17 protein-coding genes and 1 tRNA gene are annotated in these 20877 nt (G+C 69.9%); 10 read left to right on the top strand and 8 right to left on the bottom strand.

Annotated elements, in window-relative coordinates:
- Positions 1-68 precede the first annotated feature (68 nt).
- The 6 genes from AB0H56_RS18580 (at position 69) to AB0H56_RS18555 (ending at position 9182) form a co-directional block, all read left to right on the top strand.
- Positions 69-1007 carry a DMT family transporter gene (locus tag AB0H56_RS18580; RefSeq protein ID WP_357164407.1) on the top strand — a complete coding sequence of 313 codons (939 nt, stop codon included), beginning with the start codon at positions 69-71 and terminating at the stop codon, positions 1005-1007.
- Positions 1008-1158: 151 nt separating this feature from the next.
- The gene (locus AB0H56_RS18575; protein WP_357164404.1) at positions 1159-3042 is read left to right on the top strand and encodes a serine/threonine-protein kinase; all 1884 of its coding nucleotides are present in this window, start codon (positions 1159-1161) and stop codon (positions 3040-3042) included.
- An 81-nt stretch (positions 3043-3123) separates the two neighbouring features.
- Positions 3124-4293 (top strand): hypothetical protein, encoded by a 1170-nt coding sequence (locus AB0H56_RS18570; RefSeq protein WP_357164401.1) that lies wholly within the window; start codon positions 3124-3126, stop codon positions 4291-4293.
- Positions 4294-4296: 3 nt separating this feature from the next.
- Complete coding sequence (locus AB0H56_RS18565) at positions 4297-6162, top strand: serine/threonine-protein kinase (protein WP_357164399.1); 1866 nt, start codon at positions 4297-4299, stop codon at positions 6160-6162.
- Positions 6159-8057: a serine/threonine-protein kinase gene (locus tag AB0H56_RS18560; protein WP_357164396.1), complete on the top strand. Its 1899-nt coding sequence runs from the start codon at positions 6159-6161 to the stop codon at positions 8055-8057. Before AB0H56_RS18565 ends, AB0H56_RS18560 begins: the two co-directional genes overlap by 4 nt.
- Positions 8058-8129: 72 nt before the next feature.
- A complete protein-coding gene (locus tag AB0H56_RS18555; RefSeq protein ID WP_357164393.1) occupies positions 8130-9182 on the top strand; it encodes a Gfo/Idh/MocA family oxidoreductase in 1053 nt (350 codons plus the stop codon).
- Here the strand turns inward: AB0H56_RS18555 and AB0H56_RS18550 are convergent.
- From AB0H56_RS18550 to AB0H56_RS18540, 3 genes are all read right to left on the bottom strand, one after another.
- Positions 9170-10885, bottom strand: a complete 1716-nt coding sequence (locus AB0H56_RS18550; protein ID WP_357164390.1) for an ATP-binding protein — start codon at positions 10883-10885, stop codon at positions 9170-9172. The two genes, AB0H56_RS18555 and AB0H56_RS18550, sit on opposite strands and share 13 nt — an antisense overlap.
- Positions 10886-11024: 139 nt before the next feature.
- Positions 11025-12560 (bottom strand): Rieske 2Fe-2S domain-containing protein, encoded by a 1536-nt coding sequence (locus AB0H56_RS18545; RefSeq protein ID WP_357164387.1) that lies wholly within the window; start codon positions 12558-12560, stop codon positions 11025-11027.
- Positions 12561-12667: 107 nt separating this feature from the next.
- Positions 12668-13582 carry a hypothetical protein gene (locus tag AB0H56_RS18540; RefSeq protein ID WP_357164384.1) on the bottom strand — a complete coding sequence of 305 codons (915 nt, stop codon included), beginning with the start codon at positions 13580-13582 and terminating at the stop codon, positions 12668-12670.
- Between the two features lie 201 nt (positions 13583-13783).
- Here AB0H56_RS18540 and AB0H56_RS18535 point away from each other — a divergent pair, with 201 nt between their 5' ends.
- Positions 13784-14545: a lysophospholipid acyltransferase family protein gene (locus AB0H56_RS18535; RefSeq protein WP_357164381.1), complete on the top strand. Its 762-nt coding sequence runs from the start codon at positions 13784-13786 to the stop codon at positions 14543-14545.
- Between the two features lie 110 nt (positions 14546-14655).
- Here AB0H56_RS18535 and AB0H56_RS18530 read toward each other — a convergent pair whose 3' ends face one another.
- Entirely contained in the window at positions 14656-15450 is a 795-nt protein-coding gene (locus tag AB0H56_RS18530) for a helix-turn-helix domain-containing protein (RefSeq protein WP_357164379.1), read from the bottom strand.
- Between the two features lie 85 nt (positions 15451-15535).
- On the opposite strand from AB0H56_RS18530, the gene AB0H56_RS18525 reads away from it, so the two are divergent.
- Positions 15536-16384, top strand: coding sequence for an NAD(P)H-binding protein (locus AB0H56_RS18525; RefSeq protein WP_357164376.1), 849 nt, complete (start codon positions 15536-15538; stop codon positions 16382-16384).
- 39 nt (positions 16385-16423) lie between these two features.
- On the opposite strand, the gene AB0H56_RS18520 is transcribed toward AB0H56_RS18525, so the two are convergent.
- Positions 16424-16846, bottom strand: coding sequence for a hypothetical protein (locus tag AB0H56_RS18520; protein ID WP_357164373.1), 423 nt, complete (start codon positions 16844-16846; stop codon positions 16424-16426).
- A gap of 229 nt (positions 16847-17075) precedes the next feature.
- On the opposite strand from AB0H56_RS18520, the gene AB0H56_RS18515 reads away from it, so the two are divergent.
- A tRNA-Gly gene (locus tag AB0H56_RS18515) sits at positions 17076-17148 on the top strand.
- 34 nt (positions 17149-17182) lie between these two features.
- On the opposite strand, the gene AB0H56_RS18510 is transcribed toward AB0H56_RS18515, so the two are convergent.
- Positions 17183-18613: a lipase maturation factor family protein gene (locus AB0H56_RS18510; RefSeq protein WP_357164370.1), complete on the bottom strand. Its 1431-nt coding sequence runs from the start codon at positions 18611-18613 to the stop codon at positions 17183-17185.
- Positions 18614-18677: 64 nt separating this feature from the next.
- Positions 18678-19334, bottom strand: a complete 657-nt coding sequence (locus AB0H56_RS18505) for a histone deacetylase (protein ID WP_357164367.1) — start codon at positions 19332-19334, stop codon at positions 18678-18680.
- A gap of 106 nt (positions 19335-19440) precedes the next feature.
- On the opposite strand from AB0H56_RS18505, the gene AB0H56_RS18500 reads away from it, so the two are divergent.
- A complete protein-coding gene (locus AB0H56_RS18500) occupies positions 19441-20100 on the top strand; it encodes a DUF6636 domain-containing protein (RefSeq protein ID WP_357164363.1) in 660 nt (219 codons plus the stop codon).
- On the opposite strand, the gene AB0H56_RS18495 is transcribed toward AB0H56_RS18500, so the two are convergent.
- A complete protein-coding gene (locus tag AB0H56_RS18495) occupies positions 20097-20876 on the bottom strand; it encodes a MerR family transcriptional regulator (protein ID WP_357164360.1) in 780 nt (259 codons plus the stop codon). The genes AB0H56_RS18500 and AB0H56_RS18495 overlap by 4 nt on opposite strands.
- Between the last annotated feature and the right edge of the window lies 1 nt (position 20877).

Raw genomic sequence — 20877 nt, 5'->3', positions numbered from 1 at the left:
ACGACCGCCGGAGTCGTCGGTCAGTCTAGTGTCGGAAGCCACGGCTCCCCAGCTGACGAAAGGACGCGGTGGTCGGACGCAACGGTCTCGGAGCGATCTTCGGATTCTGCATCGGCGCTGGGGTCGCCGTGCAGGGGCGGATCAACGGCGCACTCGGCGCCGAACTGGGCGACGGCGTCGCCGCGGCCACCATCAGTTTCGGCACCGGTCTGCTGGTCCTGCTGTTCGCCTTCGCGCTGAGCCCCACCCTGCGCGCGGGCTTCGGCAAGGTACGAACCGCCGTGCGCGACGGCAGCGTGCGGCCATGGCAGCTGCTCGGCGGGGTGTGCGGCGCGTTCTTCGTCGCGAGTCAGGGCCTGACCATCGCCGCCATCGGTGTCACTGCGTTCACCGTCGCCGTGGTGGCGGGCCAGCTGCTCAGCAGCCTCGTCGTCGACCGTCTCGGACTCGCCCCGAACGGGCGTACCCCGATCACGCCGTGGCGCATGGTCGCCGCCGTCCTCGGCATCGCGGGTGTCGTGCTCTCGGCGGGCGGCGGTTCCGCGCCGACGACCACCGCGACCGGCGTCTCCGACTTCCTGCTCATCGTCCTGCCCGCGCTCGCGGGTATCGGCCTGGCGTGGCAACAGGCGGTGAACGGCCGCGTCGGCGCAGTCGGCGGACCTTTCCCCGCCACTCTGATCAACTTCACCGTCGGCCTGATCGCCCTGTGCCTTTTCAACGTCTACACCCTGCTCACCACCGGCCTGCCCACCCGATTCCCCACCGAACCCTGGTTGTACCTGGGGGGCGTTATCGGCGTGGCCTTCATCGCCCTGGCCGCGATCACGGTCGGCATGATCGGCGTCCTGCTCCTCGGCCTCACCTCGGTAGCGGGCCAGCTCGTGGCGGCGATGCTGCTCGACGCCGCCGCCGGTCGGCTTTCCCTGACGGCAGTGCTGAGCTGCGTGATCGTTCTCGGCGCCGTGGTCTTGGGGACCAAGGCGACCTCAGCGACGGAACGTTAGCTCGACGTCGCGGCTCGGCCGCCGTCATCCACCCCCGAGACCGGCGCCACCCGGCGCACGGCGACAAGGGTGTTAGGTTGCTCGCGGACGACCGCGCCGAAGATCGTGGCGCGCACCCGCCTCGGCGGGATCGGAGTGGGGGAGTACCGACGTGATCGAACCGTTGTCGCCTGCCGAATCGACGATGATCGGCCGCTACCGGATTCGCGGCGTGCTCGGCGCGGGCGGCATGGGACGGGTCCTGCTCGCCACCGGCCCGGACGGACGGTTCGTCGCCATCAAGCAGATCCATGCCCACCTGCTGGACGACCGCGAATTCCGCGCCCGCTTCGAACGCGAGGTCGCCGTCTCCGCCCGTGTCTCCGGCGCGTTCACCGCCGCCGTCGTCGACTTCGACACGAGCGGCGAAACACCATGGCTGGCTTCGCTGTTCATCGCCGGGGTGCCGCTGGACCGTGCGATCCGTGAGCACGGACCCCTGCCCGTGCCTGCCCTGCGCACCCTCGCCTCCGGCCTGGCCTCGGCTTTGCATTCCATCCACAGCACCGGCCTGGTGCATCGGGACCTCAAGCCCGCCAACGTGATCCTGGCCGCCGACGGGCCGCGCGTCATCGACTTCGGTATCGCCCAGGCGGTCGGCACGGGTGCGCAGCTCACCGAGGTGGGCGCCGTCGTCGGGTCACCCGCGTACATGTCGCCCGAGCAGGCGATGAGCGAACCGGTGACCTCGGCCGCCGATGTGTTCTCGCTGGGGTCGCTGCTGTGTATGGCCGCCACCGGGGACAGTCCGTTCGCGGCGAACTCGGCGGCTTACACGCTGTTCAACATCGTCCACAGCGAACCCCGGCTCGACGCCGTCCCGCCGGAACTGCGCGAGCTGATCGGCGGGTGCCTGCGCAAGGACCCGGCCGCCCGGCCGACGCCGGCCCAGATCCTGGACTACCTCGGGGTCCTGCCGGTGCAGAGCATGCCGTGGCCGGCGCCGGTGCACGCCGGGATCGCCGAGCAGAGCCGGAATCTGGTCGCGCTGGCCTCGGATCCCGAAGCGACCCAGATCATCTCGTCACCGATCCGCCCGGACGCCACAGTGACTCCACCGTCCCGGCCACCTGGCAGGACGCGGACCAAGCTCGCGATCGGTGTCGCGGCGGCGGCTGCCGTGGTCGTGGCGGCGACGACCGCTGTCGTCATCGTGCGCGACGCACCCGCCGAGCCGACCGCCGCACCCGCCTCGCTGCCCGGTCTCGCGCAACTGCGCGAAGTCTCGGCCTGCGAATGGCTGCCGCAGGCGCTCGGCCCCACCTTGCCTGCGGACGTCGGCGCGGGCAGCAAGCTGAACGTCGCCGACTGGCGGTGGCAACAGACTTCGACCTGGGGTTGCCAGGGCACCTCGGGCGCCGCCGAACTCACCCTCGAAATCGGCACCGCCCTGGACGGTTTCGCCGCCACCGGTGACACCGTCCACGGGCTCCCGCTGCGGCGGCGCGGCACCGAGTGCGCGCTGGGTGTCGGCGCGGAATCGGGCGGCTGGGGCATCATTCTCGCCACCAAGGAACGCACCTCCTGCGCGCTGGCCGAATACGCGGTCGAGCGGGTGATCGCGACCATGGCGTCGCCACCGCGCGCCACCGCGGCGTCGGGGTCGCTGGCGGTGGTCGATCCCTGCGCCCTGGTCGCCGACGCCGAAGCGGTAGCGGCCGGTGCCACCGCGCCGGGCACCCCGGTCACGGCGCACACCTGCGAATGGCGCGGCGCGACCACCATCCGGTTGACCCTGTCGTATCCGTTGCGGGTCGACCTGCCGACTTTCGCGCGAAAGGTCGTCGACGTCGGCGACGGCGTGTTCGTCGACGCGCTCGCCTCGACCGATCCGGGCTCCGAATGCCTACGTATGTACCGTTTTCGCGAGATCGGTCAGCAGTATCTGGAAGTCGCCACCCTGCAGGTGCGCGGTGCGGAGGAGCGGATCGCCGACACCAAATGCCATGCCGCTGAGGCGGTGCTGAAATCGGTGGTCGGGCGCTTGCCGCGGTAGCGGCGCCGGTGGGCGGGTGATAGTTTCAGCCGGATCGGGAGGAGTCGGGCGCCTGTGGTGTCCGATCGGAGGGGAATGTTCGTGCGGTACAGGTCGCGTCGGCTCGCGGCGCTCGCGGTGACTGTTGTCGGCTTCGCCGCCGCGTGTGGTGATCAGCCCGCCGGTCTCGACCACGGCTCCTACTCCGTGCGCCCGATCGCCACCGACTACGACGACACCGCCAGCCGCAGCCGCGGCATCCTGGTCGAGTCGTTGCGGCTCGGCGAGCACCTGCTGATCGCCGAGAAGGTGGATCCCGAGCTGTCGATGAGCCGTGGCGGCGGCGTGATCGCCGATCACGGCGGCGTCGACGACTTGCTGTCCGCCGTGCAGATGTCGGCATTGCAGCCGTTCGACGTGCTCGGTGCCTTCGGCGCCATCGCGGGCAACGACCAGTCGCACAACGAGGCCGCCGACAAGGCGCTGACCATCTCGCTCATCGCGCTGCCCAGCGAGGAGGCCGCGACCGCGGCTGCCGCGGCGATGGCGGCGGCGGATTTCGGTGCCAACGCCGAGAACGCGCCGCTGGCCGTGCCGGAATTCCCGGCAGCGCTGAACCATTGGCGCCCCGGCATCCCCACCGTCGGCAGCTGGCTGGTGTGGAAGAACGTGGTGATCCGGGTCTTCGCCAAGGTGGTCGAGCCACGTCCCGAGGTGCTGGTCGACCTGCTCACCCGCACCTATCGCGCGCAGCTCGCCGAACTGGCGACCTTCACCCCCACCCCGCCCGCCGAGCTGGCCACCGCGCGGATCGACAGGGACGGGTTGCTCACGCGCGTGGTGTCGACCGGGAACACCACCCCGGACCGCAAGGAGTTCGCGGTGTACGGTCCGCGCGCGTTCGCACTGCTGCTCGACCGGCCGACGACAAGGCTGCGCCTGTTCGAGGAACACCGGATCACCGCGATCGCTGTGTCGCACAACAAGATCCTGTATCGGGCCGAATCACCCGCCGCGGCGGAGTCGTTCGACGCGGCGATCCAGGACGTGCAGGCCGAGGATTACGCTGCCATGGCCGGTGTACCGGGGGTGGCCGGCGTCGCCTGCTTCCGCGCGCTACGACCCGACCGCCGTGCGGTGCAGGCCCGGCGATTCAGCTGCCTGATCCGCCATGCCGGATTCGTGGCCAGGATCTACAGCAACCAGGAGCTCGACGCCCGTCGGCTCGCCGCAGCGCAGTACACCCTGCTCGCCGACAGTCAGGGGGCCTAGCCGATGCAGGCACTCGGACAACAGGATCCGCGTACTCTCGGCCGCTATCGCCTGCTCTCGGTGATCGGGCGCGGCGGAATGGGGAAGGTGTTCCTCGGTCGCGGGCAGGACGGCCGTCTGGTCGCGGTGAAACAGATCCACCCCCATCTCACCGGGAACCCCGAATTCCGGGCCAGGTTCCGGCGGGAGGTGGAGGCTTCGCAGCAGGTCACCGGTGCCTACACCGCCGGTGTCGTCGACCATGACGCCGACGCGGAGATACCGTGGCTCGCCTCGGAATTCATCGCGGGACCGTCGCTGCAAGAAGCGGTCGGCGAGTTCGGCAGGCTCACGACGAGTGGGCTGAAGCTGCTCACCACCGGTCTTGCGATGGCGCTGATCGAGATCCACCGCACCGGCCTGGTACACCGCGACCTCAAGCCGAGCAACGTGCTGCTCACCAACGAGGGGCCACGGGTGATCGACTTCGGCATCGCGCGGGCGATGGCCGACGACATCACCCTCACCGCGACCGGGGCCGTGATCGGCTCGCCCGCGTACATGTCCCCGGAGCAGGCCGAATGCCGCTCGCTGACAGCCGCTTCCGACGTGTTCGCGGTCGGCGCGGTGATCGCGATGGCCGCGACCGGCGCGAGTCCCTTCGACGCGGCCTCCACCCCGCAGGTGCTCTACAACGTGCTCTATCGCACGCCCGACACCAGTGCGATCCCCGGCGGGCTGCGCGCACTGGTCGACGCGTGCCTGGCGAAGAATCCGGCGGACCGCCCGACTCCCGAGCAGCTGCTCGACGCCGCGGACCGGTTGACGGCCGAACCGGTGTGGCCGGTCCGGGTGCGCAGGCGCGTCGCCGACCACCAGGCCGAGGCCGCCCGGTGGGCAGCCGGTGTGACCGAGGAGCCGAATACCGCACCGCCGCCGCGGAAATGGTGGCGCCCCCGCCCTGTTCCCGTGGCGGCCGCGGTATCGGTGCTCGTTCTGGCCGCCTGTGCGTGGTGGGGTGTCGGCGTCGAGGGCAGGGCGGAGGCGATGAGCGATCCGCCGCTGGCACTCACCGTCGACGAGACCCGGCGCCTCGACATCTGCGAGCTGCTGAAGCCCGCGGTGCTCACCGACCTCGGCGCACCGATGGCCGAACTTTCCCAGCAGGGGGTGAACGGCTGCAGCACCCTGTACGCGAACCCGGCCGGGGAGAAGATCTACTTCTCCCTCAACATCGCCATCTCGGCGGGCGAGACCGAGTCGACCTTGGAACTGGTCGGTGGCGCCATCAGCTGGATGCCGGTCTTCGGACATCACCAGGAGGCGCGTATCTGCGACCGGGCGGTCATCACGCAGAGCGGTCTGCCCATCAGTATCACCATGCAGGTGCAGGCGCCCAGCGGTGACGGATGCCCGATGTCGGAGCGCGCCCTGGCCGCGGTGGTGCACCGGCTCTCGGTGAATCCGCCGCTGCGCGAGCACGATCCCGACTCGATCCTGCTGCTGGATCCCTGCGCGATCATCGACGCGCCGGTCGTGCTGCCGGTGATCGGAGACCCCGCCCGCGAAACGTCTTACGGCCCGCACGGCTGCGCGGTGGCCGGGCGCGACGCGTGGTTCTCGCTGTCGTTCGAGGACCGCATCCGTCCCGACAGCGAGACGGGCGTCGTGAACCCGAAGCCGACGATCACGGTCGCCGGACGTACCGCGCACATCGTCAGCCGGAGTCCGCGATCGTGCGATCTCCGGATCATGATCCGGCCGAGCCGGGATGATCAGGCGGAGGCGGTGAGCACCATGATCGTGCTCGCTGAGCCCGTCACGGTCGATCCCTGCGACGCGTCCGCCACACTGCTCGCCCCCGTTCTCGCGAAGTTGCCGACGTCATGACGATCCAGCCCCTCGATCCCGGCGCACCGCAGCGCATCGGGCGGTACCGCCTCCTCGGCGCACTGGAGCCGACGGCGGGCTTCCAGCCTCTGCTGGCGGCCGCACCGGACGGCGCACTCGTGGTCGTGCAGCAGGCGCGCGCCGAATCGGTCAGCGCACCGGATTTCCGTATCCGGTTGCGGCACAGCGCCGTCGCCGCCATGCGCGTTTCCGGGCCGTCGAGCACGACTGTGCTCGACGTCGACGCCGACGCGGAAAAGCCCTGGCTGGCCTCGGCATTCGTGCCGGGAATCCGGCTCGATCGGGCCGTCGAGACGCACGGCCCGCTGCCGGTGCCTGCTGTCCGCGCGCTCGCCGGATCATTGGCGAGTGCCCTGCGTGCCGTGCACGGCGCCGGGCTCGTGCACCAGCGGGTGCGTGCCGACACGGTGATGTTGACCCGGGACAGCGGCCGACTCGGTGAGATCGGCATCGCAGCGGCGGCCGCCTCACCGACGCCTGGCACCGCGACAGTGCTCGGCACTCCCGAATTCCTCGCTCCGGAGCAGGCTCTCGGCGTCGACATCACCCCCGCCGCCGATGTGTTCGCGCTCGGTGCGGTGCTCGCGTTCGCGGCGAGCGGCGTCGCCCCTTTCACCGCGCCCTCGGTGCCCTACATCCTGTTCAACATCACCCAGCGGGAGCCCGACCTCAGCCGGGTCCCCGAACCGCTGCGCGAGATGATCGCCGCCTGCCTGCGCAAGGACCCGGCCGCCCGCCCGACGCCGGCGCAGATCCTGGATTATCTCGGTGGTCCGCCGGTCGTTGCGCCGCCGTGGCCCGCCGGGGTCGCCGACGACATCGCCCGCGAACAGCACCAGGCGGCGGCCCTGCTCGCCGCGCTGCCGCCGGAGCTGCCGCCCGCGCCGACGCGCCCGTTCTCCGAGATCGCCGCCGCGGTGTGGGCGAACGCGCGTGGGTGGACAGTGCGCCGCTGGCGGTCGACGGAGACGCGGGCTCGGCGCGGCGCGGTCGCCGGTGTGGTCGCGTTGGTGCTCGCGGTCGCCGGAATCGTCTCCCTCACCGGTGCCGAACCCAGCAGACCCGCACCGACCACCGGGCTGACCCTGGCCGAACTGCGGCGCGTCGACCCCTGCGCTTGGCTGGAGCGGGCGCTGGGTGACGCGGTTCCGGTCGCCCCGACGCCGCTGCCCAAAGACGCGTGGAAGCTCACGCCCACGGCCGACTGGGGCTGCCGTGCGTCGGCCCCGAAGTACTCCATCGGCCTGCACCTCGGCAAGGAAGAGCAGTACCTGACGCCGCTGATCACCGAGGTCGACGGTGTGCCGATCATCCACGGCACGCCGAACGGCTGCACCCGAGCGATCGCCAGTCCCGGCGCGGAGGCCGACTCCGGCATCGTCCTCGACGTGTCGCGCCCTTCGGACGTGAAGGATTGCGGCGCCGCCGATTACGTGATCGCCAATATCGCGCGATCACTGTCGAAGGCGCCGAGGGCGGAAATTCGCGAGGACTCGCTGGCCGGCCTCGCCCCGTGTGACCTCGTCGCCAGGGACGAGATGGCGAGCCGGATCGGACCGCTGCCCAAGGCGCCGACCGTCGCCGATGCGCACACCTGTCAGTGGGACGGCCGGGTCAGGCTCACGATCGACCTGGTGCGCACCAGCTCCTACACCTCCGGCGCCGACGCGCTCGCTTCCACGGTCGACGGCGTCTCGATGTATGCCGATCGTGGTGGGTCGACGGCGATCTGCGTCCGCGCCTACCTGGTGCCCGACGCCGACGAGGAAACGATCGAGGTCGAAGTGCACGGCGGGGAGGGCCGTCGCGACGACTACTGCGCGCTCGCCGCGTCGGTCCTGCGCGAGGCGGTCGGGAAACTGCCTGCCCGCTGATCTTCCCGGCCGACGGCCGCGAGAGGTGGATACTCGACCTCGGCGGCGCACACACCAGACGGAGGGACATCGATGGACCAGCTCGGGGTAGCGATTGTCGGATACGGCCTGGCCGGGTCGGTGTTCCACGCGCCGCTGGTGGCGGCCGAATCGCGGATGCGGGTGGCGGCGGTGGTGACCTCGTCGGCGGAGCGGGCCGAGCGGGCGAGAGCCGAGTATCCGGGGGTCCGCGTGTGGGGGACTGCGGCGGAGCTGTTCGCCGAGGACGAGGACGTGGATCTCGCGGTGATCGCCACGCCGAACAGCTCGCACGCGCCGCTGGCCCTGCAGGCGCTGGCCGCGGGCCTGCCGGTGGTGGTCGACAAGCCGTTCGCGGTACGCGCGGCCGATGCCGAGGAGGTCGTCGAGGCGGCCGAGCGCGCCGATCTGCCGCTGACCGTGTTCCAGAATCGCCGCTGGGACAACGACTTCCTGACCGTGCGCGGCCTGCTCGAGGAGGGGAAGCTGGGTGAGGTGCGCCGGTTCGAGTCCCGGTTCGAGCGCTGGCGTCCCGAGCTCAAAGGCGGCTGGCGTGAGTTGGACGAACCCGGCGCGGGCATCATGTTCGACCTGGGCAGCCACCTCGTCGACCAGGCGCTGACGCTGTTCGGCCCGGTCACCGAGGTCTACGCCGAACTCGACCGCCGCCGCCCCGGCGCCGCGGCCGACGACGACGCCTTCATCGCCCTCACCCACGCCTCCGGCACCCGCTCACACCTGTGGATGAGCGCCGTCGCGCCCCAGCTCGGCCCACGCATGCGCGTCCTCGGCTCGACCGCGGGCTACACCGTCCACGGTCTGGACCCCCAGGAGGACGACCTGCGGGCAGGCCGCCGCCCCGACGACGAAACACTGTGGGGCACCGTCCCTCCCGAGCACTGGGGCACCCTCGGCGCGGGCGGCGACCTGCGCACCGTCCCCACCCTCCCCGGCGACTACCCGGCCTTCTACCGCGCCATGGCCGCCACGCTCCTCGACGGCGCCCCGGTCCCCGTCGACCCGCGCGAGGCCGTCGAAACCCTTCGCATCCTCGAATACGCTGCCCACGTTGCGGGCGGCGCGCCGGAAGCCGACTACGAAACGTAGACGTAGTAGAACCCGGCCCCCCGCCTGCTTTCTCTCGATGGGGCCAACAAACCCTCCTTTTCGAGACCCTTGAGTACGCTTCCGACATTTGTCGAGTGCGCGTTGACGATTGACCCGAGTTCGGTTGTGCTGATTCTGCCGCGGTGCCTGGCGTAGTCCAACGCGATCGTTCGGCGGTCGGGCCATTCTCGCTGCTGTCCGAACTCGGCGTCGATTCGTTCCAGGACCCCCCAAGCGCCGTCGGTGAGCGCATAGGCTAGGTCCGCGCCGGCCGGTGTCCCTTCCACATCCCGGAGGAGCCATTGTCCACCGACTCGCTTGTCGGTCAGTTCATTCAGCGCGTCTACGGTTTCGAGTGGCGAAAGTTGCAGCAGTCGGCCAGCAGTCGACTTGTCGACCCAGCCATGGCGAACTACGTGTTGTGTCAACATCAACAGCCGAAGGTCGTTGCGCACCGAAGGGTCGCCGAATAGCTCGAGCCAAGACATCCAGGCCTGGTCGATCATGTTTCCCACGAGTCCGGCAACCACGCTGGGACCGTCGATCTCGCGGATTTCGGGTTGCGGCTGCCCTCGCCGCAGCATGTCGCCGACCATTCGGTCCACGCCGATCCCCTCACGTTCGGCGATTCGCAGAGCGGCGAGCAGTTCTGTCAGAGCGGTGTTTCGGGACTTCGATGGGTGGGTAATGATGTTGTTCTCGTTCACTCCCGAGACGAACCCGCCCGGGCTGGTCACTCGCAACGTGCGCCCGACATGTTCGATGACGGTGGGTTCCGGTGAGTTCCAATCACGATGTGCCACACCGTTGACGATCGCTTCGCGAATCGCACTCTCGGGAAGTTCGCGAAGTTGGCCGCTCGGTAGCCCGCGACTGAGGTGCTGTACCGGATTGTTCGCCCGCGCGTTGATGAACACCTCGGCGAGTTGCTCGATGACCGATCGATCGGTGCGCCGAACCCGATCGGTACTGTCACCTCCGCTGTAGTCGCGGCGAATATAGTCGAGTGAAGGTGTTGCGCGTCCGACGAAAAGCAGCTTTCCCGCTTCGGTGAGGTATCCGTCCGCAGTCGTTGCGTTGAGTCGCCGCAGCAGTTCTCCGGTGGTCGCCTCCGCGAGGTTCTGGGCAGCTGGTTCGTTGGAGCTCGACAGGAAATCACGGGCGATCTCGATCGCCGCCTCGCGAGCCTGGTTCGTCGGCGTGTCGCTCGGGCTCGCCGACCAGTCGTACGGCTTCCGTCGCGCATACCAACTGGTCGGATCAATGTCGACGCAATGGTCGGCGACCCGCCACTTCAGTTTGCCGTTGTACCGAATCGGCTCGATCGCCTGCGGGATGAACAGAACAAGCAGCCGTGCTCCTTCGACGGATTCCTCACGGACGGAGACGGTGAGCCGTTGATCGGTGAGCTGGTAGATCCGGTGCCGCAGCCATTCGATCTCGAGTTGCGTGCCGATCAGTGCCCGATCCTTGTCGGCCACTCCGACGATCAGCGCGCCACCGCCGTCGCTGTTGGCCATACAGGCGGACTCCGCCGCGAGCGCCTGGGCGGCCTTCTCGTTGGTCGCGGACCCGGGGAGGATCGCTCCGCCTTGGCCGCGCCGACCAGCTTCCTCCTTGAAGTCGATCCGTTCGGTTTCGCCTACCGGCAGCCCGTCACGCAGGCATTGGAGCACCCGCTTGACCTCGTCGTACAGCGGCACCTGCGTTGAATGTGTAGACATCGCACCCCCATGGCATCCGACCATAATTTATGGCCTGATAAATTATGGCCTATGGGGGGAGTTAGGGCAATGCCATAATTAACGACGAGTCGGACTTGGGCCGACGGCTTGTGGGCCCTCAGAGCTTGCGCGAGCGCAGTTCGTGGCCCTTGGAGGTCTTGCAGCGGCCCGACTCCAGGTCCCACTGCCAGCCGTGCAGGTTGCAGGTGAGGTTGTTGCCTTCCACCACACCGAATTTCGAGAGGTCGGCCTTGAGGTGGGGGCAGCGGCGCTGGACTTCCCAGCCGTCGAGTTCGGTGACGGCCGAATCGTCGTGCGCCTCGGCGAACCAGCCGTCGGCGTAGGCGATGCGCTCGTCGGTGAGGCACTTGAAGAAGGTGTAGAGGAACTCGTTGTAGCCGCCGATGCGCCACGCCTGGAAGCGGGTGGACAGGAAGATCGTGTTCACCCAGTCCGGCTCGTTGTCGCGCAGGACGGTGCGGACCAGCTCGGGCGCGATCCGGAAGCCGTAGCGGTAGCGGCCCTCGCCCTCGATCGGCGCGCGCACGGTGCGGTGCGGGAAGTCCAGCACCACCGTCTCCTCGCCGATGACCAGACCCACCGGGTAGCCGATGCCGTCGCTGATCAGCGCCGACTGCTTCATGATCGGCTCGAACAGCTCGCGCAGCGGCTCCAGCAGCGAACCCTCGCCGGTCTCCCAGGTCGCCTTCTCGGCGGCAAGCACCGGCGCGAACCGCTGGGCCATCTCCGCGATATAGGCGGCCTTGTCGCCGTAGATCCGGTCCGGATCGAACGGGTGCTCGAGGTCGAGTTCCTTGCCGCGCACGTCGGCGACCGAGCCGGGGATCATCAGGATCCCGCCCGCGTTGCCGTGGATCTCCATCTGCTCGAGGAACACGATCTGGTCGGGGAAGATGTTGCCCTCGTCGCCGCGGTCGTCGTTGAGGTAGCGCAGCTCGGGGTCGAGGAACACCGGCGGACCGGCCGAGGGCACCACCCAGGTGGCGCCGACCTGCTCGATGTAGGAGCGGGCGCGGTCCATGCCGCGCTGGCGCTTCTGCTTGCCGAAGTTGGCCTTGGTACGGGCCGGGATGTCGTACACCGCCGGGTACCAGATGGCGCCGGAGTACTGCAGCAGGTGGATGTCGATCTCGCCGAACGCCTCGTGGATCACGTCCATGTCGACGGGCCTGGCGTCGTTCATGTTGAAACAGGTGGTCTCGCCGTCGGAGACGAGGATGCCGGAGTCGCCGATCGGGCCGTCGGCGGGCGCGCGTAGCGCCACGATCATGATGTCGAGCGAGCCCTTGGGCCCGGTGACGGTGTGCTTGACCGAGTCCTGGGTCTCGAAGAACTTCGTGAAGCCGAGCGCCTCGAGCTCGCGGCGCAGATCCGGCACCGGGTAGTCGGGCAGCAGCACGGTCGCGTCCTTGTTGACGTACCGGCGCAGATGCTCGGCGTCGAAGTGGTCGCGGTGCAGATGCGAGACGTACAGGTAGTCCACATCGCCGAGCGCCGCCCAGTCGAGCTGGGAGTTGTCCGGGAACGGGAACCACGACGCGAAGTAGGCGGGGTTCACCCAGGGATCGCAGAGGATGGTTCCGGCCTCGGTTCGGATGTGGAAGCCTGCGTGTCCGACGCTGGTGATCTGCACGAGCTGATTCCTCCTACCAGGATCTGATTCGCCGGATCAAAGGGCGAGCTACCGCCGCCGCAGGTTTCCCCTGACTGCCTCGGCGTACCAGCCAACCAGGATAGTGGCTAGATCGTTACGTCACCGATGCAATAGCCGTCAGCGGTCGCGACAACCGTGAAAGTGCGGTTCCGAGTGCCCCCCGGGGAGGTGGTCACGGGCACGTGTACCTCCAGGTAGTCGCCACGAATCTGCTCGGATCGTAGCTCCTCGGCGGTGAAGGAGGTGACATTGCCTACTTTGCCCGAGTCGCGGGCCAGGGGCGCTGCTGTCGGGTTGCCGGTGCCTTCGGGGTCCCAGGTCGCGGGGGAGGCCTTGCAGGTCAGCGGATGGTCTGGTTCGATGTCGGCCGCGTTGAGCGGTTTGCCGGTCGCCCTGGCGAGGTAGCGGCGCACGGCGTGGCGGGCGTCGGCCTCGTCGTAACCCGGCTCGACGCCCGCGGCGAACACCCGGCCGCAGGCGTACCCCGTCGCGATCGACTCGCGGTCGACGGTGACCGTGGTGGTGCGGGTGCGCCAGGTGACGGCGTCGGCGGTCGCGGTCCCCGGCTGGCTCAGCGCGGCCAGGATCGACTGCGGGTCGGCGTACATGTCGGCGACCGTGCGCGGCGGGATGCTCCAGCACTTGTCCTGGAGTTCGGTGACGCTGTCGGTGCGCAGGTCGGCGGCCCAGCGGCGGACCGCGGCGACCGCGTCGGTGTCGCCTGCGACGGCGCCCACCTGCGGCGCGTCGGCGGGCAGCGGCGGGAGGGTGGTGGTGCTCGCGCCGGTCGGGGCCGGCTCGCCGGGTGCGATCGCCTGGGTCGCGGTGGCCTCGCTCGTCGTCGGGCTCGCGGTGCCCGCCGGGGCCGCATCGTCGCCGGGGATGCCCGAGACCGAATCGCAGCCCGCGATCAACGCCGCGGTGACGGTCAATCCGGCGGCCAGCGCCGCGGCACGGTGGTGGCGGGTCGGAGCGATCGGGGTCGGCTTCGCGCGTTCCACTACGACTTCCTCAATTCCTAGGTCCTGGCGGTCGCGCGGGCGTCGCGGCCGTCGACTGTCGGGGCGAGCGGGCTCGCCGGGGATAGACCGGTGCGCGCGAAGCGAATTCGGCGCGCGGCTGATCGCCGCGGTCCGGCGGGGCGGCGCGCGGCGGCGCCGGGCCTGCCGGAACCGGCGATCTGCGACTACGCTAGCTGAATTGTGGAACCCGTCTACCGGTCGATCATCGGCCTGGCCCGAACCGTCTTCTTCCTCGAAGGTCTGAAGTTCACCGTGAAGGGGGCCGAGAACATCCCGGCGTCCGGCGGTGCCGTGGTGGCGATCAACCACACCGGCTACATGGACTTCACCTACGCGGGACTACCCGCGCGCACGCCGAAGCGCTACATCCGCTTCATGGCCAAGCACGAGGTCTTCGAGAGCAAGATCTCCGGGCCGATCATGCGCGCCCTCAAGCACATTCCCGTCGACCGCACCGCGGGCGCCGACTCCTACAAGTCCGCGGTCGAGTACCTGTGCGCGGGCGAGCTCGTCGGCGTGTATCCCGAGGCCACCATCAGCCGCAGCTTCGAGATCAAGGAATTCAAGTCCGGCGCGGCGCGGATGGCGATCGAAGCCGAGGTGCCGATCATCCCGATCGTCATCTGGGGCGCCCAGCGCGTCTGGACCAAGGGCTTCCCCAAGCGCCTCGGCCGCACCAACACGCCCATCTCGATCGCCGTCGGCGCCCCCATCAAGCCCTACGAACCGGCCGCCGACCTGACCGCCCAGCTCCGCACCACCATGCAGCAGATGCTCGCCGACCTGCAGGAAACCTACGAGCACGAACCCGGCGCCTACTGGGTCCCGAAGCGTCTGGGCGGCAGTGCCCCGTCCCTCGAGGAAGCGACCGCCCTCGACGACGCCGAGGCCGCCGAACGCCTCGCCCGCAAGTCCGCCGAGCAGGAGAACCCGGAGTCCTGACCGCGCACCGCCGGGTGGGCCTCCGCTCCGGCGGTGACCCACCCGGCGTGCCGTGGCGGGCGCGAATCAGCCCGGCAGTGCCGCCGCGATGCGGGTCCGGAACCGCTCGCTCAGGGGATCCGGCAGCGGCTCGGTGCGGGGAGCCGGCCACGCAGGTAGGCGGCCGGAGGGACGCCCATCAGGGTGCGGAAGTCGGCGGTGAGGTGGGACTGGTCGTAGAAGCCGGTGGTCGCGGCCAGGTGGGACCACGGGGTGGTGCCCGCGTGGGCGAGGACTCGGCGGACGCGATCGATGCGGGCGAAGTGTTTGGGTGAGACGCCGATTCCGGTGGTGAAGACGGTGCGCAGGTGACGTTCGCTGACGGCCAGGCGCGCCGCGAGGTCAGGGACGGCCGGTGCGGTGTCGGCGGTGAGCACCGAGATCGCTTCGCGGAGCACGATCCGATGCGCGCGATCGGTCCCGGTTTCGGAAACCCGGTTCGGCAGAACATCTTCCAGATAGGTCAGCGCCTCGTCGGTGGGCAGGTCGGTCAGGTCGTCCGCGAGTGCGGCCAGTGGGCCGGGTAGTTCGGCGAGCCGCACCGCGCGGTCGGTGAGGTCACCGGCCGCCACGCCGAGCAGCTGACGGGTGACGCCGGGCGCCAGCCGCAATCGCACGCAGCCCGCCGGCTGCTCGGCCCGCGAGTACACGGCCTTCGTCTGCGCGCCGACGATCAATGCCTCGCGCCGCCCCGCGTGATCGGTGCGCAGCACGACCGTGGTGGTCGCGACGGGCGGCTGCGCGAACGGCAGGTCCCGGCCCTCGTCGACCCGCGCGCTGGTCAGTTCGGTGAGCCAGGGCCGCAGCGCGGGCGGCGCCGGAACCGGGGTCTCGACCTGGGCCGGGGTCAGATACTGCGTGCTCACCCGGTCAACAGTAGGTGGCAGGGCAGCGTCTGTCCGTGCCGATTTCTCCTATTCCCGCAGGCAGGTGGGTCGGCATGCTCGACACATGATCCTGATCACCGGTGCCACGGGCACCATCGGCAGTGCCATCGTCACCCAGCTTCTCGCCGACGGCGTCGCCGTCCGTGCCGCCACCCGCGACCCCGCCCGCGCGAGCTTCCCGGCCGGTGTCGACATCGTCCACGTCGACTACCGCGACCCGGCCACCTTCGCCCCGGCCATGGCGGGGATCGACGCGGCGTTCCTCAATGGGCTGCCCGGCCCCGAGGACACCGGCGTCGACGGCGCCCTCGCCGCCGCCGCCCGGACCGCCGGCGTGCGCCGGGTGGTGAAGTTGTCCGCGATCGGCACCGGCGATCCGCGCCTCGGCGTTCCCGGCAGCTGGCACGTGCCGGGTGAACAAGCGGTCCGCGAATCGGGGCTCGAGTGGACGATCCTGCGCCCCAACACCTTCGCGTCCAACACCCTCAGCTGGATCGAACCGCTGCGCGCGGGACACCCGGTGCCCAACCTCTACGGCGACGGCAAGCAGGCGGTCGTCGACCCACGCGATGTCGCCGAGGTCGCCGCCACGGCCCTGCGCGCCGGCGGGTACGACGGCCGCGTCCTGACCCTCACCGGCCCCCTCCTGCAGACCGGACGAGAGCAGGCCGCCGTCCTCGCCGAGATCATCGGACGCCCGATCGAGGTCACCGATATCGCCGCCGGTGAGGCCCGGGAATTCATGACCGCCGCCGGCCTGCCCCCGGCCTTCGTCGAGGGTTCGCTGATCGGTCAGGCATTCATCAGGGACGGCCACAACGAGTTGATCACCGGCGATGTCGCGGAGGTGCTCGGCCGGGAACCCCGAAGCTATGCCGACTGGGCCGCTGACCACCGCACCGCCTTCGCGTGAGACCGGCCCGGAGCGATGCCGCTCCGGGCCGGATCACGGTCAGTTCATCGTCAGCACCCACGAGCCGTTGCAGCCCTTGCGGTCGTTCAGGTCGTCGTCGTAGACCCAGCTGAACCTGATCGGCGGATTCGTGCGGACGTTCCATCGCCCGGACGGCGAGGTCACGACCTTGCCCTTGCGCGCCAGCACGCCCACCTCGTCGTGCGCGAACTGCCATTTGCCGCCGCTGGTCGGGTAGTTCAACCGCAGTGTCACCCGGCCGCCGGTGTGGTTCTGGACCACCAGGCACGAGCCGGGGTGGTGCACGTCGATCGCGTACTCGCCGAATTCGCCCTCCTCGGTGTTCTCGCCGCTGTCGGTGAGTTCCACCGGATCGGTGAAGTCGGCGTGTGCCGGACCGGCCCCCATGACGGTCACGGTGGTCACAGCGATGCCCGCCGCGATCAGCCCCAGTGTCTTCATCCCGTTCCCTCCTGTCGTTCCGGCGGAAGCCGCCGGACCGTGAAAGAGCTTTCCGGGCAAGCACTTCCGATACCTTGTCGCGCGCTTAAGGCGGGCGCCGCGGCGACCTGGGCTCTCGCCGAGCTCACTGCGGCGCCGGGACGGCTGTGCGCACGGATTTCACTTTTCCGGGGGTGACGCGCTAATGTTCCTTCTCGCACGGCGAAGCCCCGAGGGGCTCGTACGGCACGCGGATGTAGCGCAGCTGGTAGCGCATCACCTTGCCAAGGTGAGGGTCGCGAGTTCGAATCTCGTCATCCGCTCAACGAGAAGCCCGGCCGTCGTGTCGGGCTTTTCTCATGTCCCGCGCCGCTCCAGACGCTCGCGACTCAGCGGCGGCAGGAACTCGCCGAGCAACCTCCGCCGCCACCAGATCCGCTCGCGGAACAGCTGCGTGGGCGTGCTGAAGTGGTACTCGTAGAGCCGAGCGCGCAGATAGCGCGGTGGCGCGTCGGGGAAGGGGCAGTGCCGGAGCAGGCGCAGGGTGTCGCGGTCGTTGTCGAGCAGCCGGATGATCAGCGGAATCGCCCAGGATCGGGCATAGGCGGGCGAGAGCGCGGCGAACCACATCAGCCAGTCCAGCCGCAGGTGATAGGGCGCCCACTGCCGCGGGCGGAATCCGAGGGCCCCCGGTTTGCCCTTGAACTCGTATTCGCGCCATTCGGTGTCGTCGTCGAGGTGCTCGGCATCGGTGCCCTCCAGCACGATCTCCTGGCGGACGCGGGTGATGCTGCCGAACGCGCCATAGGTGTTGACCAGGTGCAACGGGTCGAACGAGGCATTCATCGCCTGCCGCGCGGAGAGCATGTTGCGCACCGGCCAGAAGCTCAGCACGCCGACCATCGCGACGTAGGCGAACACCGAGCCGGCGAACCACCACGGCGGGTCGGCGACCGGCGGCGCGTCCGGCAGCAGCGGATACGCGCTGACGGCGGTGGTCGCCAGCAGCAGCGTCACCCAGTTCAGCCAGGCGAAATTGCCCGAGATCACCAGCCACAACTGCGTGATGATGACGATGATCGCCGCGACGCTCGCCACCGGCTGCGGCGCGAACAGCCCGAACGGCACGATCAGCTGGGCGAAGTGATTCGCCGCCACCTCCACCCGGTGCAGTGGCCTGGGCAGGTGGTGGAAGAACCAGCTCAGCGGGCCCGGCATCGGCTGGGTCTCGTGGTGGTAGTACAGGCAGGTCAGATCCCGCCAGCAGCGGTCGCCGCGCATCTTGATCAGCCCGGCCCCGAACTCCACCCGGAACAGCAGCCAGCGCGCGGCCAGCAGCACCAGTAGTGGCGGCGCCACCGTGTCGTTGCCGAGGAAGATCGCCAGGAAACCTGCCTCGAGCAGCAGCGATTCCCACCCGAACGCGTACCACGCCTGCCCGACGTTGACGATCGACAGATACAGCGCCCACAGCGCGAACCACAACCCCATCGCCGCCCACAGCGGCACCAGATCGGCCAGCCCCAGCGCGACCGCCACCGCGAGCACCGCCCCGAACCAGGCGACGGCGGCGAAGATCCGATCCGAGTAGCGCAGGTGGAACAGGCTCGGTGACCGGCGGAACGGCGTCCTGGCCAGGTAACGCGGAATGGGCAACATCCCGCGCTCACCGAGCAGCGCGCGGAACTGCAGGGCTGCCGCGAGAAAGGCCAGGGCGTAGACGACCGCCAGGCCGCGCTGGAAGATCAGCCTGCCCTGCCAGTATTCCGGTGCCGTGAACCACTCCATGCGTGTGTGCTCCCGGTGGTCGACGTCCCGCACAGAGGGGGTACCCCGATCCGCCCCGCGGAATCTAGGACGGTTCGAGCCCGGTGCCGCCGAGCAGCGCGCCGCGCAGGTCGGCCTCCTGCCAGTGCTCGGCGATTCCGGGCCGAACCCGCAGGTATTCGACGACGCGATCGGTGTCCCAGCCGTGTGATTCGCGCAGCCCGGCGCCGATCATCGCCAGGTAGCGGGCCGAGGGGCGCTGCGGGGCAACGGTTTCCGGATCCCAGGGCGAGGTGAACGTGAGGACGGGAATCCCCTCGTGCGTGCCTGCGTGCACCACCGTCTCGTACCGCCCCGGCCCGAGCCGGACCGCACCGGCGGCCAGGACCGGCGCCGGGTCGAAGTCGACGCCCGGCGCGCGGTACATCTCCTGGGCCAGGAGGTCACCGAACTGGCCGAGCGTCAGCAGATATCCGTGTGCCGCCGCGCCGATCGGCCAGCCCGCGGGCGGGCGGGCGGCGTAGAAGCCGACCCCGCCGGTCCAGACGGGGCTCCGCCAGGCGAAATACAGGCAGCCCGGCAGGATCAGCGGGGTGCGCGCGGCCGGCGCGGCGGGATCACGGAAGCCCGGATAGAGGTGGTCGGTACCCGGCGGTGTGCCGCCGAGGCGGTAATAGGCGAACCGCTCCGCGAGCATGTTGGAGCCGTACGCGGCGTACCAGATGTGCTGAGCTGTGGTCACTGGCTCACCTCGGGTGGGTCACGGTTGGACGCGCGGCGGAAACGGACGCGCGTCTCCTCCCGATTCTCCTTCGAACGGGTCGGGAGGACCTCGAAGGGGAGAGATCATGAGATCAGTCATCGTGGTGGCCGCGCTGGTGGCGCTGGCCGGCGGACTGGCCGGTTGTTCCGGTGACCAGGGCTCCGGACCGACGACCACCGTCGCCGCGCCCGGCACGACATCGCCACCCACCGTGGCGATCACCCTGCCGTCCGGCACCCCGCCGATCATCGTGCCGAGCCCGGTGTCCACGGTGCCGCAGCAGGGACCCGGCCCCGGGAATCCGGACCCGGAGCCGGAAGGGCTGCCCTCCCGCGACGACGCCACCGTCGACGCCCGCGACTACCAGCAGCGGGAGAGCTACTACTTCCAATCGCCCACCGGCAACATCATGTGCGGCATCCTCGCCGACGCCCCCTTCGGCGTGGGTTGTCAGCTCGCGCACGCGAATGTCATTCCGCCGCAGCTGCCGGACTGCACCGACGCGCCGAACCGCAAGGTCGCCGTGCACACCGTCGGCGGCAAGTCGGAGTTCCTGTGCACCAGCCAGGGCATCTTCGTCGGCGAGCCGGTCGACGGCACCTGGAAGGGCGGCGGCGCGATCCTGAACTACGGCGACACCCTCGTCGTGCGCGGCGTCGCCTGCACCTCCAGCGAACAGGGCATCCGCTGCGACGCGGCGGGCCGCGGCTTCACCATCTCCGCCGACGCCCAATCCCTCTTCTAGCCCGGCCGCGGGATGTAGACACCGGCGGCCCGCAGCTTCGCCTCGATGAGCGCGGCGAGCCTGCCGGGTGCGGTGTCCGCTTCCTGGTTGTGGTGCGCGATCATCTGATAGCGGGTGGCCGCCTCGGTGCGCGCCTGCAGGCCGGTCACGATCCGCAGCTGCGCGGGATTGGCGAGCAGTTGCGCGACCAGGGCGGTGGCGAGCTCCTCGATCCTCGGGTCGTCGGGCGCCCAGTCCCTGGCCTCGACACCCCGTCGGAACAGGGCCACGTACTCGGGGTCCTCGACGGCGTTCTCGACATCGGCGAGGTAGTCGTCGAAACCCTCCGGCACCAGCGCCCTGGCCAGCACCCAACCCTCCCTCGTCGCGGCCACCTCGTCGGCGGGAAACCCGAGCCCGGGCATCCGTTCGAGCAGGGCCACCGCGCGGTCGGGCAGCAGTGCGCGGTTGCCGTCGGCCAGCCGGTGCAGGGTGTCGCGCCGGGCGGTCAGCTCGTCGATCCGCTCGGTGAGCTGCCGCCCGACCTCGGCGAGCGCGGCGGCGAACCGGTCGGCGTCGGCGTCGAGCAGCGGCTCGATCTCGGCGAGCGGCACGCCCGCCGCCGCCAGCGTGCGCACCTGGACCAGCCGCAACAGCTCGGCCGAGCCGTAGCGCCGGTACCCGGCGCTGTCGCGATCGGGCTCGGCGACCAGGCCGAGCTTGTGGTAGTGCCGCACCGTCTTCACCGTGACTCCGACGAACGCCGCCGCCTGCCCGATCGTGACCCCACTTCGCATG

Origin of the sequence: Nocardia sp. NPDC050717, from assembly GCF_040654275.1 — a bacterium.
Lineage (GTDB): Bacteria > Actinomycetota > Actinomycetes > Mycobacteriales > Mycobacteriaceae > Nocardia.
The sequence above is the reverse complement of the archived record's forward strand: the minus strand, read 5'-3'. Positions and strand labels throughout refer to the sequence as shown.